The 15820-nt window shown below is 70.8% G+C and carries 15 protein-coding genes; 6 read left to right on the forward strand and 9 right to left on the reverse strand.

Annotation, left to right across the window (positions count from 1 at the left end; all coding sequences use genetic code 11):
- Positions 1 to 37: 37 nt before the first annotated feature.
- Complete coding sequence (locus SB771_RS11915; protein ID WP_105830837.1) at positions 38 to 964, reverse strand: sugar ABC transporter substrate-binding protein; 927 nt, start codon at positions 962 to 964, stop codon at positions 38 to 40.
- A gap of 317 nt (positions 965 to 1281) precedes the next feature.
- Between SB771_RS11915 and SB771_RS11920 the strand changes: the two genes are divergently transcribed.
- From SB771_RS11920 to SB771_RS11940, 5 genes are all read left to right on the forward strand, one after another.
- Positions 1282 to 3237: a bifunctional 5-dehydro-2-deoxygluconokinase/5-dehydro-2-deoxyphosphogluconate aldolase gene (locus SB771_RS11920; protein ID WP_175705175.1), complete on the forward strand. Its 1956-nt coding sequence runs from the start codon at positions 1282 to 1284 to the stop codon at positions 3235 to 3237.
- Between the two features lie 46 nt (positions 3238 to 3283).
- A complete protein-coding gene (iolD, locus tag SB771_RS11925) occupies positions 3284 to 5167 on the forward strand; it encodes a 3D-(3,5/4)-trihydroxycyclohexane-1,2-dione acylhydrolase (decyclizing) (protein ID WP_175662602.1) in 1884 nt (627 codons plus the stop codon).
- A 61-nt stretch (positions 5168 to 5228) separates the two neighbouring features.
- Positions 5229 to 6158: a myo-inosose-2 dehydratase gene (gene iolE / locus SB771_RS11930; RefSeq protein WP_175662603.1), complete on the forward strand. Its 930-nt coding sequence runs from the start codon at positions 5229 to 5231 to the stop codon at positions 6156 to 6158.
- Between the two features lie 43 nt (positions 6159 to 6201).
- Positions 6202 to 7020, forward strand: a complete 819-nt coding sequence (iolB, locus tag SB771_RS11935) for a 5-deoxy-glucuronate isomerase (RefSeq protein WP_175655867.1) — start codon at positions 6202 to 6204, stop codon at positions 7018 to 7020.
- A 95-nt stretch (positions 7021 to 7115) separates the two neighbouring features.
- Entirely contained in the window at positions 7116 to 7634 is a 519-nt protein-coding gene (locus tag SB771_RS11940) for a heme-degrading domain-containing protein (protein ID WP_175662604.1), read from the forward strand.
- 22 nt (positions 7635 to 7656) lie between these two features.
- Here the strand turns inward: SB771_RS11940 and SB771_RS11945 are convergent, their stop codons facing one another.
- The 8 genes from SB771_RS11945 to SB771_RS11980 all read right to left on the reverse strand — a co-directional run bounded on the left by SB771_RS11945 (position 7657) and on the right by SB771_RS11980 (position 14648).
- Positions 7657 to 8403 (reverse strand): glucose 1-dehydrogenase, encoded by a 747-nt coding sequence (locus SB771_RS11945; protein WP_175662605.1) that lies wholly within the window; start codon positions 8401 to 8403, stop codon positions 7657 to 7659.
- A 161-nt stretch (positions 8404 to 8564) separates the two neighbouring features.
- Positions 8565 to 9269, reverse strand: a complete 705-nt coding sequence (locus SB771_RS11950; RefSeq protein WP_175662606.1) for an ABC transporter ATP-binding protein — start codon at positions 9267 to 9269, stop codon at positions 8565 to 8567.
- On the reverse strand, positions 9266 to 10015 hold the full coding sequence (locus tag SB771_RS11955) for an ABC transporter ATP-binding protein (RefSeq protein WP_175662607.1): 750 nt from the start codon (positions 10013 to 10015) through the stop codon (positions 9266 to 9268). The genes SB771_RS11950 and SB771_RS11955 overlap by 4 nt, the downstream gene beginning before the upstream one ends.
- Positions 10012 to 11238, reverse strand: a complete 1227-nt coding sequence (locus SB771_RS11960) for a branched-chain amino acid ABC transporter permease (RefSeq protein WP_175662608.1) — start codon at positions 11236 to 11238, stop codon at positions 10012 to 10014. Before SB771_RS11960 ends, SB771_RS11955 begins: the two co-directional genes overlap by 4 nt.
- A complete protein-coding gene (locus SB771_RS11965; RefSeq protein ID WP_175662609.1) occupies positions 11231 to 12169 on the reverse strand; it encodes a branched-chain amino acid ABC transporter permease in 939 nt (312 codons plus the stop codon). The genes SB771_RS11960 and SB771_RS11965 overlap by 8 nt, the downstream gene beginning before the upstream one ends.
- 13 nt (positions 12170 to 12182) lie before the next feature.
- Positions 12183 to 12620 carry an acyl-CoA thioesterase gene (locus SB771_RS11970; RefSeq protein ID WP_175662610.1) on the reverse strand — a complete coding sequence of 146 codons (438 nt, stop codon included), beginning with the start codon at positions 12618 to 12620 and terminating at the stop codon, positions 12183 to 12185.
- 130 nt (positions 12621 to 12750) lie between these two features.
- Positions 12751 to 13287: an NUDIX domain-containing protein gene (locus SB771_RS11975; RefSeq protein ID WP_175662611.1), complete on the reverse strand. Its 537-nt coding sequence runs from the start codon at positions 13285 to 13287 to the stop codon at positions 12751 to 12753.
- Between the two features lie 119 nt (positions 13288 to 13406).
- Positions 13407 to 14648 carry a YbfB/YjiJ family MFS transporter gene (locus SB771_RS11980; RefSeq protein WP_175662612.1) on the reverse strand — a complete coding sequence of 414 codons (1242 nt, stop codon included), beginning with the start codon at positions 14646 to 14648 and terminating at the stop codon, positions 13407 to 13409.
- 124 nt (positions 14649 to 14772) lie between these two features.
- Between SB771_RS11980 and SB771_RS11985 the strand changes: the two genes are divergently transcribed.
- Complete coding sequence (locus SB771_RS11985; RefSeq protein ID WP_175662613.1) at positions 14773 to 15687, forward strand: LysR family transcriptional regulator; 915 nt, start codon at positions 14773 to 14775, stop codon at positions 15685 to 15687.
- Positions 15688 to 15820: the final 133 nt, after the last annotated feature.

A 15820-nucleotide genomic window follows, 5' to 3' on the forward strand; every position in this document is an offset into this window, starting at 1 on the left:
GACGCGCCGGGCCCGCGCAGTTCAGCGGAAAAACCCGTCAGTGCTTCGCGTACTGGTTCATGTTCTCCGGCGTGACGAGCTCGAACGGCACGTTCACGTAGCGGTCGACCGGCTGCTTCTTCGCCAGCTTCAGCGCGGTCGCGACGGCCTGCGCGCCCTGCCCGGCCGCGTTCTGGTACACGGACACCTTCAGCTCGCCGCTCTTCATCGCCGCGAGCCCGTCCGGCGTCGCGTCGATGCCTGCGACGACCGTCTTCGGCGTCAGCTTGCGCGCGGCCTTCAGCGCGTTGATCGCACCGATCGCCATTTCGTCGTTGTTCGACACGATCGCGTCGAACTTCGTCCCGGAGCTCAGCCAGTTCATCGTGATGTCCTGGCCCTGCGTGCGGCTCCACTTGCCTTCGCGCTTGTCGACGATCTTCATGCCGGAACAGTCCTTGGTCGCGATCACGTCCTCGATGTCCTTGGTGCGCGCCCGTGCCGACTCGTTGGACAACTCGCCCATCAGCACGAGGATGTCGCCCTTGCCGCCGAGCAGCTTGCACACCTGGCGCGCCTGCAGCGTGCCCGACTGCTTCTCGTCGGACGCGACCACCGCGACGCCGGCCGGCAGCTTGTCGAAGTCGACCGGCTTGCGGTTCACGTAGACGAGCGGGATCTTCGCGGCGCTTACCATCTTCGTGATCTTCGGCGTCGCGTCGGTGTCGACCGCATTCACGATGATCGCGTCGACCTTCTGCGCGATCATGTTCTGGACCTGGCTCAATTGCTTGCCGACGTCGTTGCCGCCATCCTCGATCTGCACGGTCGCGCCGTCCTTCTTCGCCGCGTCGCCGATGCTGTTGCGCAGGATCGTCAGGAACGTGTCGTCGAACGATGCCATCGTCACGCCGATCTTCTCGGCGTGCGCGAGCGGCATGGTCAGGATCGCGGCGGCCGCGGCGGCCATCAGCTTGGTCTTCATGATCACTCTGTCTCCTCATCTCCGGGGGCGGAAAGCGGCGCGTTGCGCGCCGTCGGCATCGAGTCCGTTACGGACCGAAGCATCCGGATGAAACTGTAGATCACTTCCTCGAGAATTTGGAAATTTATTTCTACGTGATTTCACCTAGGGAACTGGATTTCCAAAAAGTCTAGACTCCGTTCCGTAGCCCGATTCCTTGCGGCAAGCGTTCTCGTGCCGTGCGGCATATGTGACGCAGAGCCGTCAGAGCCGTCGCGGGATCGGTCCCCTCAATCCGCCGGCAAGGTCGAACGCCGGCCGCGAGCGTGATACGTGATATGAGCCCGTTGAACTTTCCGACTGACCGCCCCATCGATCTCGCCTGCCTCGGCCGCGTCGCCGTGGATCTTTACGCGCAGCAGTACGGCAGCCGCCTCGAGGACGCGCGCAGCTTCCAGATGTATCTCGGCGGCTCGTCGGGCAACGTCGCGTTCGGCGTCGCCCGGCTCGGGCTGAAGACCGCGATGATCTCGCGCGTCGGCGACGAGCAGATGGGCCGCTTCGTGCGCGAGACGCTCGAGCGCGAAGGGTGCGACACGAGCCAGCTGCAGGCCGATCCGGAACGCCTGACGGCGCTCGTGCTGCTCGGGCTGAAGGACCGCGACACGTTCCCGCTGCTGTTCGTGCGCGAGAACTGCGCGGACATGGCCGTGCGCGCCGACGAGATCCGCGAGGACTTCATCGCCGGCTGCCGCGCGCTCGCGATCACCGGCACCCATCTTTCGACGCCGGCCACCCGCGAAGCGTCGCTGACCGCGCTCGGCTACGCGCGCCGCCACGGCGTCGTGCGCGTCCTCGACATCGACTACCGGCCGGTGCTGTGGGGGCTGACCGCGCGCGGCGCGGGCGAGAACCGCTACGTGCCGGATGCGCAGGTCACGCGGCAACTGCAGCAGGTGCTCGGCGAGTTCGACCTGCTGGTCGGCACCGAGGAGGAATTCCTGATCGCGGGCGGCGTGCCGCACGCTCTGATCGCGTCGCTTCAGGCCGTGCGCCGCGCGAGCGGCGCGGTGCTGGTGGTCAAGCGCGGTGCGCTCGGCTGCTGCGTGATCGAGGGCGACGTCCCCGCCCGCATCGACGATGCACCGACTTTCCACGGCGAACGCGTCGAAGTCCTGAACGTGCTCGGCGCCGGCGACGCGTTCCTGTCGGGCCTGCTGTCGGGCCTGCTGCGCGGGCGCGACTGGGCCGAATCGACGCGCATCGCGAATGCGTGCGGCGCGATCGTCGTGTCGCGCCACGCGTGCTCGGCCGCGATGCCGACGCCGGCCGAGCTCGCTCACTGGTTCGGCGGCAGCCGCAACCCGCAGGTCGATGCCGATCGCACGCTCGCGCACCTGCATCGCGTGACGGTGCCGCGCCGCGACTGGGACGAGCTGTGCGTGATGGCGTTCGACCATCGCAGCCAGTTCTACGAACTCGCGGTGCAGGCCGGCGCGGACGAGGCTCAGATCAAGACGCTCAAGCGCCTGCTCGTGCGCGCGGTCGAACAGGTCGAGCGCGATCGTCATCTCGAAGGCCACGTCGGCGTGCTGATCGACGGCGGCGCATACGGCCGCGACGCGCTCGCGCAGGCGACCGGCCGCGGCTGGTGGGTCGGCCGGCCGGTCGAACTGCCGGGCTCGCGGCCGCTGCGTTTCGATGACACGCGCTCGGTCGGCTCGTCGCTCACGCACTGGCCGACCGAACAGGTCGTGAAGTGCCTCGTCCACTACCACCCCGACGACGACGTCGACCTGCGCGTCGAGCAGGAGCAGCGCGTGCTGGAATTGTGGGAAGCCACGCGCGCAAGCGGCAACGAACTGCTGCTCGAAATGATTCCGCCGCGCGCGGTCACGCCGGCCGGCACCGAGGACGACGCGGTGCTGCGCACCGTCGCGCGCTTCTACAACCTCGGCGTGATGCCCGAATGGTGGAAGCTGCCGCCGCTGAGCGCCGACGGCTGGGCGCGCCTCGAGACGCTCGTGGCCGAGCGCGACCACCACTGCCGCGGCGCGGTGATCCTCGGGCTGAACCAGCCGCTGCAGTACCTGGTCGACAGCTTCCGCTCGGCGACCAACCCGATCGTCAAGGGCTTCATGGTCGGCCGCACGCTGTGGGCCGATGCGTCGCTGCGCTGGCTCGCCGGCCAGAGCGACGACCAGGCGCTGATCGACGAAGTGGCCGGCAATTTCACGCAGCTGGTCGACGCGTGGCTCGGCCGCCGTGCCGCCGCGCGCGCCGCCGCGGCCTGATGCCGGCGCCTGTGACGACCACCCGACTCTTTCCTATCGACAGACGATGACCACCACCGTGAGACTGACCGTCAGCCAGGCGCTCGTGCGCTACCTGGCCGCCCTGCGCGCCGAAGTCGTCCAGCCGGACGGCCGCACCGAGATCCTGCCGTACTGCGGCGGCGTGTTCGCGATCTTCGGCCACGGCAACGTCGCCGGGCTCGGCGAGGCGCTCCACGCCGAAAGGGAGCGGCTGCCGACGTTCCGCGCGCACAACGAGCAAGGCATGGCGAATGCGGCCGTCGCGTTCGCGAAGGCGAATTTCCGCCAGCGGATGATGGCCGCGACGTCGAGCATCGGCCCGGGCGCGACCAACATGCTGACCTCGGCCGCGCTCGCGCACGTCGGCCGGCTGCCGCTGTTGCTGCTGCCCGGCGACGTGTTCGTGTCGCGGCTGCCCGACCCGGTGCTGCAGCAGGTCGAGGACTTCGAACAGGGCGACGTCAGCGCGAACGACTGCTTCCGGCCGGTGACGCGCTACTTCGACCGAATCACGTCGCCCGAGCAGCTGCTCGTCGCGCTGCCGCGCGCGATCCAGGTGATGACCGATCCCGCGCAGTGCGGCCCCGTGTGTCTCGCGCTGCCGCAGGACGTGCAGACCTTCGCGTACGACTGGCCCGAGGACTTCTTCGCGCCGCCGGTGATCCGGATGCGCCGGCCGCCGGCCGACGCGCTCGAACTCGCGGATGCGCTCGACGTGCTGAAGGCCGCGAAGAAGCCGCTGATCGTCGCCGGCGGCGGCGTGCTGTACAGCCAGGCGTGGGACGCGCTGCGCACGTTCGCCGACACGCACGGCGTGCCGGTCGCCGAATCGCAGGCCGGCAAGGGCAGCCTCGCGTGGGACCACCCGCTGAACCTCGGGTCGATCGGCGTGACGGGCTCGCCCGCCGCGAACCGCGCGGCCGCGCAGGCCGACGTGGTGTTCGCGGTCGGCACGCGCCTGCAGGACTTCACGACCGGCTCGCACGCGCTGTTCGGCCATGCCACGCTGCTGAGCCTGAACGTGCAGCCGTTCGACGCGGGCAAGAAGCGCGGCCGGCAATTGATCGCCGATGCGCGCACCGGCCTCGGCCAGTTGTCCGCCGCGCTCGCGGGCTGGCGCGCGGATACAGCATGGACCGCCGCGAACCGCGATCAGGCCGCCGCGTGGAACGCGCGCGTGACCGAGCTGACCACGCGCGTGCCGAACGACACGCTGCCGTACGACGCGGAAGTGATCGGCGCGGTGCGCGACTCCGCGGCCGACGCCGGGCGCGACAGCGCGCGCGACGATCTCGTCGTGTGCGCGGCCGGCACGCTGCCGGCCGAGCTGCACAAGCTGTGGCGCAGCGGCATGCCGGGCAACTACCACATGGACTATGCGTACTCGTGCATGGGCTACGAGATCGCGGGCGGCCTCGGCGCGAAGCTCGCGCGGCCCGAGCGCGAAGTGATCGTGATCGTCGGCGACGGCTCGTACATGATGCTCAACGCGGAACTCGCGACCTCCGTGATGCTCGGCCGCAAGATCATCGTCGTGATCCTCGACAACCGCGGCTACGGCTGCATCGAGCGGCTGCAACTGAATTGCGGCGGCGCGAGCTTCAACAACATGCTCGACGACTGCGTGCCGGAAGGCGGCGAGCGCTCGACGATCGACTTCGCGATGCATGCGCGCGCGATGGGCGCCGAAGCCGTGCACGTGCGCGACGTCGGCGAACTGCGCCGCGAGATGAAGCGTGCGCGCGCGGCCACGACGAGCCAGGTGCTCGTGATCGACACGACGCACGAGCGCACGACCGCGGACGGCGGCGCGTGGTGGGAAGTCGCGGTGCCGCAGGTGTCCGCGCGCGCCGGCGTCGAACGCGCGCACCACGCGTATCTCGACGAAAAAACCCGGCAGCGGCGCTGAACCGTTTTCCCCTCCCCTGGACCGCCCCGCGAAAACAACAACCGAACCAAGGAAGCACGTCATGAGCTGGAACGTTCGCATCGGTATCAATCCCCTGTCGTGGATGAACGACGACCTGCCGTCGCTCGGCGGCGAGACGCCGCTCGAGACGGCGCTGAAGGAAGGCGCCGAGATCGGCTATGCGGGCTTCGAGCTCGGCAACAAGTTTCCGAAGACGGGCCCCGAGCTGAAGGCCAAGCTCGCCGAGTTCGGGCTCGTGTGCGTGTCGGGCTGGTATTCGGGCTTCCTCGCGGAAGTCGAGCCGGGCATGAGCGACGCCGACGCGGTCGCCGCCGAAATCGAGCGCTGCCGCGCGCACATGACGAAGCTGCAGGTGAACGACGTGAAGGTCGTGGTGTACGGCGAATGCGCGGGGACGATCCAGGGCAGCATCGACACGCCGGTCACGAAGCGGCCGCGCTTCGTCGACGATGAAAGCTGGCGGCGCTACGCGGCGCGCCTCGACGCATTCGGCGCGCACCTGCTCGAGACCTACGGGATCAAGCTCGCCTACCATCACCACATGGGCGCCTACGTCGAATCGCCGGCCGACGTCGACCGCCTGATGGCGCTGACCGATCCCGCGAAGGTGTTCCTGCTGTTCGACACGGGTCACGCGTATTTCGGCGGCGCGGCCGATCCGGTCGCACTGCTGAAGAAGCACGTGTCGCGCGTCGTGCACGTGCACTGCAAGGACGTACGGCCGCAGGTCGTCACGCAGGCGCGCAACGGCGGCTGGAGCTTCCTGAACGGTGTGATCAACGGCACTTTCACGGTGCCGGGCGACGGCGCGCTCGACTATGAAGCGACGCTGCGCACGCTGAAGGATGCCGGCTACGAAGGTTGGCTCGTCGTCGAGGCCGAGCAGGATCCGGCCGTCGCGCCGAGCTATCAGTATGCGAAGAAGGGCTACGAGTCGCTGCGCGCGATCGTCGACCGGCTGAGCGCGTGAGCCCTTCCGCCCCCGCTATCACTCTATTGTGGAGCCCCGTGCCATGACGATTTCTCCCCTGCTGGTCAAGGCATCCGCCGGCCGCGAAATCTGCAACGTGACGCCCGAATCGGCCGGCTGGAAACACGTCGGCTTTCGCGCGCTGCGCCTGAAGGCCGGCGACACCGAAACGCTCGACACGGGCACGCGCGAACTGTGCGTCGTCGTGCTCACGGGCACGCTGCGCGCACAAGTCGACGGCGAAACCTACGATGCGCTCGGCAAGCGCGACAGCGTGTTCGAGGAGGTGTCGCCGGACGCGCTGTACGTGCCGGGCGGCAAGACCGTCACGCTGGTCGCGACGCGCGACGCGGAGGTTGCGCTGTGCACCGCGCCTTATGCGAGCGGCGACAAGCGCGTGCAGCGCCTCGACGGCGAACGGATGCGCCGCGCGGTGCGCGGGCAAGGCACCAATACGCGCTACGTGTGCGACATCCTGATGGGCGACAACCCGGCGGCCGACCGGCTGCTGGTGGTCGAAGTGATCACGCCCGCGAGCCATTCGAGCAGCTATCCGCCGCACAAGCACGATCGCGACGCGGCGCCCGACGAAACGTCGCTCGAGGAAACCTATTACCACCGGATCGATCCGCCGCAGGGTTTCGCGTTCCAGCGCGTGTACACGGACGATCGCAGCCTCGACGAAGCGTGCGCGGTCGAGAACCACGACGTCGTGATGGTGCCGCGCGGCTATCACCCGGTGGTCGCGCCGCACGGCTACAACCTGTACTACCTGAACGTGATGGCCGGGCCGAGCCGCGCATGGGCGTTCAGGAACGATCCCGCGCACGAGTGGATGCTCGACGCGGCGCCCAAGCGCTGACACGCTGATGCCGCTGATGCGCTGAACGATCGACGGCCGGCGCGCGACGCGGCACGCGCGCGCACGAGCCGGACTTGCGACGACACGGAGCTGCCATGGCCATCCCCTTCCCGCGCTTCGCACCCGCGCCTTTCGGCGACACCGCGGCGGCGCCGATGCTGCCGCATTTCGATGCCGACGTCGCGCGCCGGCTCGGCGACATCGCAATCAATCTCGCGTCGCGGCGCGGGCTGCCGATCGCGGTCGGCATCGTCGGTGAAGCCGCACCGCTGTTCTATTGCGCGCTCGACGGCAGCCGTGCGCACCACAGCGACGCGATCCGCCGCCGGCAGAACACGGTATTGCGTTTCGGCGTCAGCTCGCTCGAGGTCGGCGCGCGCTTTCGCCGTGCCGGCTGGTCGTTGCAGTCGCAGGGATTGTCGGACGCCGACTATGCGCTCGACGGCGGCGGTGTGCCGTTGCGGGTTGCCGGCGGCGCAAGCGGTGGTGCAATCGGTGGCGCACTCGTCGGCGCGATGACGATCGCGGGGCTCGACGACGAACACGATCACGCACTCGTCGTCGAGAGCCTGCGCTGGCATGTCGGCGCGAACGCGCTCGCGATGATCGCGTAGCGGCGCGCGCCGACCTGGCGGGTCAGTGCAGCCCGCCGCTCGCGACGAGGCGCTCGCCGGTCAGCCAGCGCGCATCGTCCGACGCGAGGAACACCGCGACCGACGCGATGTCGCCCGGTTCGCCGAGGCGGCCGAGCGGCGTCTCGCTGCGCACCTGCGTTTCGAGATCCGAACCGATGATGCCCGCGCTGTGCGTGCCTTCGGTCACGATCATCCCCGGGTTGATCGCGTTCACGCGAATCTTGCGCGGGCCGAGCTCGAGCGCGAGCACGCCGGTGATCGCGTCGACGGCGCCCTTGGTGCCGCTGTACACGGCGCTCGCGGGCGGCGTGATGCTCGTCACGACCGAGCTGATGTTGATGATGCTCGCGCCTTCGCCGAGATGCTTGACGGCGGCCTGCGTCGTCAGCAGCACGCCGAACACGTTCGTATCGAACTGCCGACGATAGTGCTCTTCGGTGATCGTCTCGATCGGCGAGAATTCGTAGACGCCGGAGTTGTTCACCAGCACGTCGAGACGACCATAGTTCTCGATCGCGGCATCGACGATGCGCTGCGCGTCCGCTGCCTTCGACACGTCGCCGCCCACCGCGACCGCGCGGCCGCCCGCTTCGACGATCGCGCTCACGACGGCGTCGGCACCGGCCTTGCTGCTCGCGTAGTTGACGACGACCGACGCGCCTTCGGCGGCCAGCGCCTTCGCGATCGCGGCGCCGATGCCCTTGGACCCGCCCGTGACGATCGCAACCTTGTCTGTCAGCTTGCTCATGATTTCATTCCTCAGTCGGAAGACTTTCGATGGATGGGCGCCGGTTGCCGCGCGAATGCGGCGCACCGGCATGACTGGCAATGTAAGGTGCTGCGCCGCAGCGATAAAGCGGCTCGACACGAATTGACTGGCGGGGTTTGCCGAACAATCGGCGCTTGTGCTCAGCCGGCGCTCAGCCACGCACTGACGACATCGCCGCCCAACCCGTCGAGCGCGCCGTCGTAGACGATCCGTCCGCGCCCCATCACCGCGACGCGCTGCGCGAGCCGCGGCGCGAGCTGCAGCCGCTGCTCGATCAGTAGGATCGCGACGCCGTCGGCCTGCAGCGCGGCGAGGCACGCGCCGACCTCGTCGACCGCCAGCGGCGCGAGCCCTTCGGCCGGTTCGTCGACGATCAGCACGCGCGGGCGGCCGGCAAGCGCGCGCACTAGCGCGAGCACCTGCTGCTCGCCGCCCGACAGCCGCCCGGCCTTCACGTCGATCCGCGCGGCCAGCAGCGGAAAGCGCGCGAGCAGCCCGTCGAGCGCGGCGCGTTCGGCCGCGCCGCGCACACCGCGCAGCCCGAGCCGCAGGTTCTCGCGCACGCTTAGCAGCGGAAACACGTCGCGACTTTCGGCGACGTAAGCCACGCCGCGCCGCGCGATCTCGAACGTGCGGGCGCCCGCGCATTCGGCGCCGCCGATGCGCACCGAGCCCGCGGTGCGCACGAGCCCCGTCAGGGCCTTCGCGAGCGTCGAGCGGCCCGAGCCGTTGCGGCCCAGCAGCGCGAGCGTCTCGCCCGGCGCGAGCGCGAGATCGACGCCGTCGAGCACGGGCTGCATCCCGTACCACGCGCGCAGGCCGCGGATGTCGAGCAGCTCGCTCATGCGCCGTCGCCGAGATAGGCGGCGCGCACGGCCGGGTCCGCGCGGATCGCGTCGGGCGCACCGGTCGCGACCACCGCGCCGCGCACCAGCACCGTCACGCGCTCGGCGAAGCCGAACACCGCATCCATGTCGTGCTCGATCATCAGCACCGTGCGGCCTTGCGTGGTCGCGCGGATCAGCGCGATCATCCGCGCGGCCTGGTCGCGGTTCATGCCGGCCGTCGGTTCGTCGAGCAGCAGCGTGCGCGCGCCGCTCGCGAGCGCGATGCCGAGATCGAGCGCGCGCTGTTCCGCGTAGCCGAGTTCGCCGGCCGGCGCGTCGCGCCGCGCATCGAGGCCGATGTCGTGCAGCACCTGCGCGGCCGCGCGATCGACCGACGCCGATTCGCGCAGCCGGTTCCACCAGCGCCGCCGCTCGTCCGGCGCATGCAGCGCCGCGCAGCGCAGGTTGTCGAACACGGAGAGCCGCGCGAATGCACTCGTCTGCTGGAAACTGCGGCCGATGCCGAGCCGGCTCGCGACGACCGGCCCGCGTCCGCGCAGCTCGACACCGTGCAGCACGACGCGCCCGCGCGTGGGCCGCGTCGCGCCGGCAATCACGCCGAACAGCGTCGACTTGCCCGCGCCGTTCGGCCCGATCAGCGCGTGACGCTCGCCGGCGCAGACGCTCAGATCGATACCGTCGAGCACCGTCTGTGCACCGAAGCGCTGCACGATTCCGTGCAGCGCGATCGCGTTGCCGTTCATCGCCCGTCCTCCCGCTTGCCGTGCCCGGGGTGCATCAGCCGCGCGCGCCAGCCCCACAGCAGCATGCCGATGCCGGCCGCCGAGCACGCGACGACCCAGCCGGCCGGCGCATCGGCATCGATGCCCCACGCGCCGAATGCAGTGCCGGCGCCGTCGTCCTGCGCGAAGCGCCACGCATAGCCGAGCTCGGCCGCGCAGACGATCGCAACGCCCCAGAACACGCAGGCGCCGACGCCGCACAGCACGCGCCAGCGCTCGGCGGCCGGCGCGTCGCGGCGCAACGCATGCGCGAGCGTCTGTGCGAGGCCCGCGATCCCGCCGGGCGCCGCGACGACGACCACGACGAACAGCACGCCGAGATACAGCGCCCACGCACGCGACACGCCCGCGACGACCACGCTCAGCGCGGTCAGCACCACGGCACCGGCCGCCGGCCCGAAGAATGTGCCGGTGCCGCCGATCACCGCGGCGATCAGCACGGTCGCCGAACGCGCCATCGACAGGCTGTCGGGCGTCGCGATCTCGACGTCGATCAGCGTCAGCGTGCCGGCGATACCCGCGAAGAACGACGCGCAGGTGACCATCGCGAGCCGCACGCGGCGCGGCTCGGTGCCGAGCGCAGCGACGCGCGCGGGGTTGTCGCGCACCGCGTTCGCGAGCCGCGCGAGCGGCGTGCGCGTCAGCGCGCGCATCGCCAGCGCCGACACGATGCACCACGCGGCGATCACCGCGTAGGCCTGCGCCGGCGCGCCGAACTGCCAGCCGCCCCATGGCGAGCCGCTCGCACGGTCGATCGGCACGCCGCCGAGACCGCCGAACCACGCCGGCACGCTCCACGCGGCGGCCGCGACGCATTCGGCGAGACCGAGCGTGATCATCGCGAACACGGTGCCCGCGCGGCGTGTCGCGAGCAGCCCGGCGATGAACCCGAAGCCGGCGCCGGCCACGCCGCCGACGAGCGGCAGCAGCGGCAGCGGACCGCCGACACGATTGAACCAGTGCGCGGCGGCGAACGCGCCGAGGCCCGCGAACGCGGCATGACCGAACGACAGCAGCCCCGTCGTGCCGAGCTGCAGGTTGTACGACAGCGCGAGCACGACGAGCGCGGCCGTCTGCGCGAGATAGCCGAGCATCGCGCCATGCGGCCACAGCCACGCGGGCAGCGCGACGCACGCGGCGAACAGCACCCAGCGCAGCGCGCCGGCCAGCGCGCGGCTATCCATCGACGCGCTCGCCGAACAAGCCGCGCGGACGGGCGACCAGCACCGCGACGAGCAGCAGATACGGCACCAGCGGTGCCAGTTGCGCGATCGATACGGCCGCGACGCTGTCGGGCAGCGCGACGCCCGCCCATTGCGCGAGGTCGCGCAGCGACGTGTCGCTGGACGCCGCGAAGGTCTGCGCGAAGCCGACCGCGAGCGACGCGACGAACGCGCCGCCGAGCGAACCGAGCCCGCCGATCACGACGACCGCGAACACCACCGACCCGACCGTCTCGGCCAGCGCCGGTTCGATCACCGCGAGCGGCGCGCCGATCACGCCGGCCAGCGCCGCGAGCGCGGTGCCCGCGCCGAACAGGCCCGTCATCACGCGCGGCACGTCGTAGCCGAGCGCCTCGACGGCCGCGCGGTGCGTGAGCGCGGCGCGCACGACGAGCCCGATGCGCGACGCGCGCAGCAGCGCGCCGAGCGCGACCAGCATCGCCGCGGACATCGCCATCATGAAGAGCCGGTAGCGCGGCAGCGAGAGGCCGAACACGGTCACGGGCGCGCCGTCGAACAACGGCGGCACCGGGGCCGGCAGCGGCGTGAGGCCCCATACGAGTTTCGCGCCCTCGCCGATCAGGTAGGCGAGGCCGAAGGTCAGCAGCAGTTCGCTCGTGTGGCCGCCGCGCGCCTGCACGCGGCGCAACAGCCAGCGCTCGCAGCCGGCGCCCAGCAGGCCGACGGCGAGCGGCGCGAGCACGAGCGCGGGCCAGAAGCCCGCACCGGCCGCGATGCTGTAGCCGACGTACGCGCCGAGCATGTAGAAGCTCGCATGCGCGAAGTTGAGCACGCCCTGCACGCTGAAGATCAGCGTCAGGCCGGCCGACAGCATGAACAGCAGCAACCCGTAGCTGAGGCCGTTGAACGCCTGGAGCGCGAACGCATGCACCACCGCGCGCCTGTCAGCCGGCGAGCGGTTCGAGCGCCGCGCGCAGCGCGTCCGGCAGCGGCACCGGGCGGCGCGTGGCGCGATCGACGTACACGTGCACGAAATGCCCTTGCGCCGCCGGCGAGCGCTCCCCTGCCGCGAACAGTCCGATCTCGTAGCGCACGCTCGACGTGCCGAGCTTCGCGACGCGCAGCCCCGCGTCGACCGACTGCGGAAACACGAGCGACGCGAAGTAGTTGCATTGCGTCTCGACCACGAGCCCGATCGTCTGCCCGTGCTCGACGTCGAGCACGCCCGCGCGGATCAGGTATTCGTTCACGACGGTGTCGAAGTAGCTGTAATAGACGACGTTGTTCACGTGCCCGTAGACGTCGTTGTCCATCCAGCGGGTCGTGATCGGCAGGAAGTGGCGATAGGCGTCGCGCGGACGCGGCTGCGGCTTGTCGGACATGGCGATGGCGGTCAGGACGAGTGGGACGCCGCGCGGCGGCCGCGCGGGACGGCACGCCGGGAAACGGCGAGATGCCGCGACGCGAGCGTGCGCGGCGCGACGGATGAAATACCGGGAGCGGCGCGGGCCGTCACTGCCCCGCTCGATCGACGAATTCGAAATCGAGGCCGCGCGCGCGCATCCAGTCGGCCAGCGCGTAGCCGGTGCCGGCCCGCCAAGGGCGCAGCCGCGGCGGATCGACGAGCCGGTATTCGAGCAGTTCCGGCGACAGCGCGACGGTGCCCGATGCGCGCACGTGGTACGCGATGATCAGCTCGTTCTTGCGGATGAATTCATAGACGCCGACGAGCGTGACCTGCTCGGCCTTCAGCGCGGTTTCCTCGAACACCTCGCGCGCGATGCCGTCCTCGGGCGTCTCGCCGTTCTCGAGGAAGCCGGTGATGAGCGCGAACATCCCGTCCGGCCAGGCCGCGTTGCGCGCGAGCAGGATCTTGCCGTCGAGTTCGACGATCGCGGCCACCACCGGCAGCGGGTTGTTCCAGTGCACGTAGCCGCACGCGTCGTCCGGGCAGGCCCGGCGGACGCGGCCGCCCTCGTGTTCGGGATCGGCGCACTCGGTGAGCGGGCTCGCGCAGCGCGGGCAAAAACGGTAGTCGGCGGTGGTCATCGATGGGGATCTGGCGGACGCCGGCGGCGGCCCGCAGGCCGCCTCACGCCCGCTCGGCGCGGGAAAGGCTTCATTCTAGCGAGTTTGCCCGCGCCGCAGACGATCCGGCCCCGATCGCGTCAGGGTCGCGCGCGCCCGTGCGCGGCGGTCGCCGCGAAGCCGGCGGCCCCGACGAGCAACGCGCCCGCCGCGACCCACAGCGCCGGCGAGAACGACCCGAAACGCGCAGTCAGCGGCGCGGCGACGAGCGGACCGAGAATCTGCCCGACCCCGTACGACGCGGTCGCATAGCCCATCAGCCCGGCCGCGCGCTCGCCGTGCAGCCGCCGCGCCTCGCGCATCGCGAACAGCGTGATCGCGGTGAACGGCAGGCCGAGCAGCGCGCTGCCGACCGAGAAGCCGGCCGCGTTCGGCCACACGATGCCCGCCGCGATCCCGAGCGCCTGCGTCGCGCAGCCGGCGGCGAGCAGCAGCCGATTGTCCCAGTGGCCGGGCAGCCGCGCGGCGGCGATCGCGCCGACGATCAGCGCCGCGCCGAACATCGGCCAGAACAGGTCCGGCCACGGCGAGCCGGCCGGCAGCGCGGCGCGCGCGATCACCGGCAGGAACGTCGCGGTGATGATGTAGCCGAAGCCCGGCATCCCGTACAGCACGACGAGCCACGCGGCGTCGGCCCGATGGCGCCGGGCCTCGTGGGGTGCCGCGGCCGTCGCCGCAGGCCGGGCGGGCGCGGCCGGCGGCGCAACTGCCGCCCCCGGCGCGGTGCCGAAGATGCGCCAGATCGCGACCGACAGCACCGCGGACAGCGCAGCGAAGCCGAGCCAGCCGGGCGCCGCGCGATGGCCGGCGAGCGCGCCGCCGATCAGCCCCGTCAGCACGATCCCGACACCGGGCCCCGCATAGATCACCCCGCTCCACTCGGGCGCGTGCAGCTCGGTGAGCCGCCGCAGCCCCCATTGCGACACGAACACGAACGTCCACGCACTGACGACACCCGCGACGAAGCGCACCACGAGCCACGCTGAAAGCAGATGGCCGATGCCCATCGCGGCGGTCAGCAGCACGGTGGCGGCGAGCCCGAAGCGCACCATCCGCGCGGGCGCGACCCGCACCGCCGCGCAGCTGACCGCGCCGACGAAATAGCCCGCGTAGTTCGCCGACGCGAGCCAGCTGCCGGCCTTCAGGCCGATCGAGCCGTCGGCGAGCATCAACGGCAGCAGCGGCGTGAACGCGAAGCGGCCGACGCCGAGCGCGACCGCGAGCCCGATCATGCACGCGAGCGCGGCCGCGCGGGCGCGGCGGTCGGCGTCATCGGACAGGTGGGTGCCGGCGGCGGCACTCGGCGCATCGGAACGGGACATGGCGGCATGGGCCGCACGCGGTGCGCGCCGGCCGGAACGGAAATCGGAACACTTGTATCGTAGCTTGACCAAACGTTCTCTAAAAATGAATGATTAAGAATCAACATATCTCCCGGAGAGAATCATGGACCTGGCGGCGCTGGCGATTTTCCGGGCCGTCGTGCGCGAGAACGGCGTGACGCGCGCGGCGGCGAAGCTCCATCGCGTGCAGTCGAACGTGACGACGCGCATCAAGCAGCTCGAGGAGGAACTCGGCGCGGCACTGTTCGTGCGGGATGGCCGCCGGCTGGTGCTGACGCCGGCCGGGCACACGCTGCTGCCGTACGCGGAGCGGCTGCTCGCGCTCGCCGACGAGGCGCGCGATGCGGTGCGCGAGGACACGCCGTGCGGGCGGCTGCGGCTCGGCACAATGGAAAGCACGGCCGCGAGCCGGCTGCCGACCGTGCTCGCGCGCTATCACCATGCGTGGCCCGACGTATCGCTGGAACTCGTGACCGGCACGACCGGCTGGCTGATCGACAGGGTGCGCGACTTCGAGGTCGACGCGGCGCTGTTCGCGCGCCCGCCCGCACCGGACACGCTGCCGGACACGTTCGAGACGGTGCCGATCTACCGCGAGGATCTCGTGCTGCTGACACCGCGCGGCCATCCGCCGGTGCGCACGCCGCGCGACGTGATCCTGCCGACGCTGATCGCGTTCGAGCGCGGCTGCACGTACCGGAAATACGTCGAGCAATGGTATGCGGCGCACGGGGTGAAAGCCGCGCGCGTGCTCGAGCTCGGTTCGTATCACGCGATCGTCGCGTGCGTCGCGGCCGGCGCGGGCGTCGCGGTCGCGCCGAGGTCGGTGCTCGATCTGCAGCCCGAGACCGGCAACGTCACGGCCCACACGATCGCCGAACTCGAAGGGATCGACACGGTGCTCGCGTGGCGGCAGGGTTACGCGTCGGCGGCGCTCGCCGCGCTGCGCGATGCGCTCGGCGAGGCTGCTCGGCAGCCGGACGATGCAGCCAAGGCGCCGGTAGTGGCGCCAGCCTGAGCCGGGCCTTGACCGGCAGCGCAGGCGGCCGGGGCGCGTGGATGCTGCGCGCCGGCCAAAAACAAAACGACCCGACCGGCCAACGCCGATCGGGTCGTTTTTTTCATGCGATGCGATGGGGCCGGCAAGCCCG

This window comes from Burkholderia sp. SIMBA_051, from assembly GCF_046534915.1.
Taxonomy (GTDB): Bacteria; Pseudomonadota; Gammaproteobacteria; order Burkholderiales; family Burkholderiaceae; genus Burkholderia; species Burkholderia ambifaria.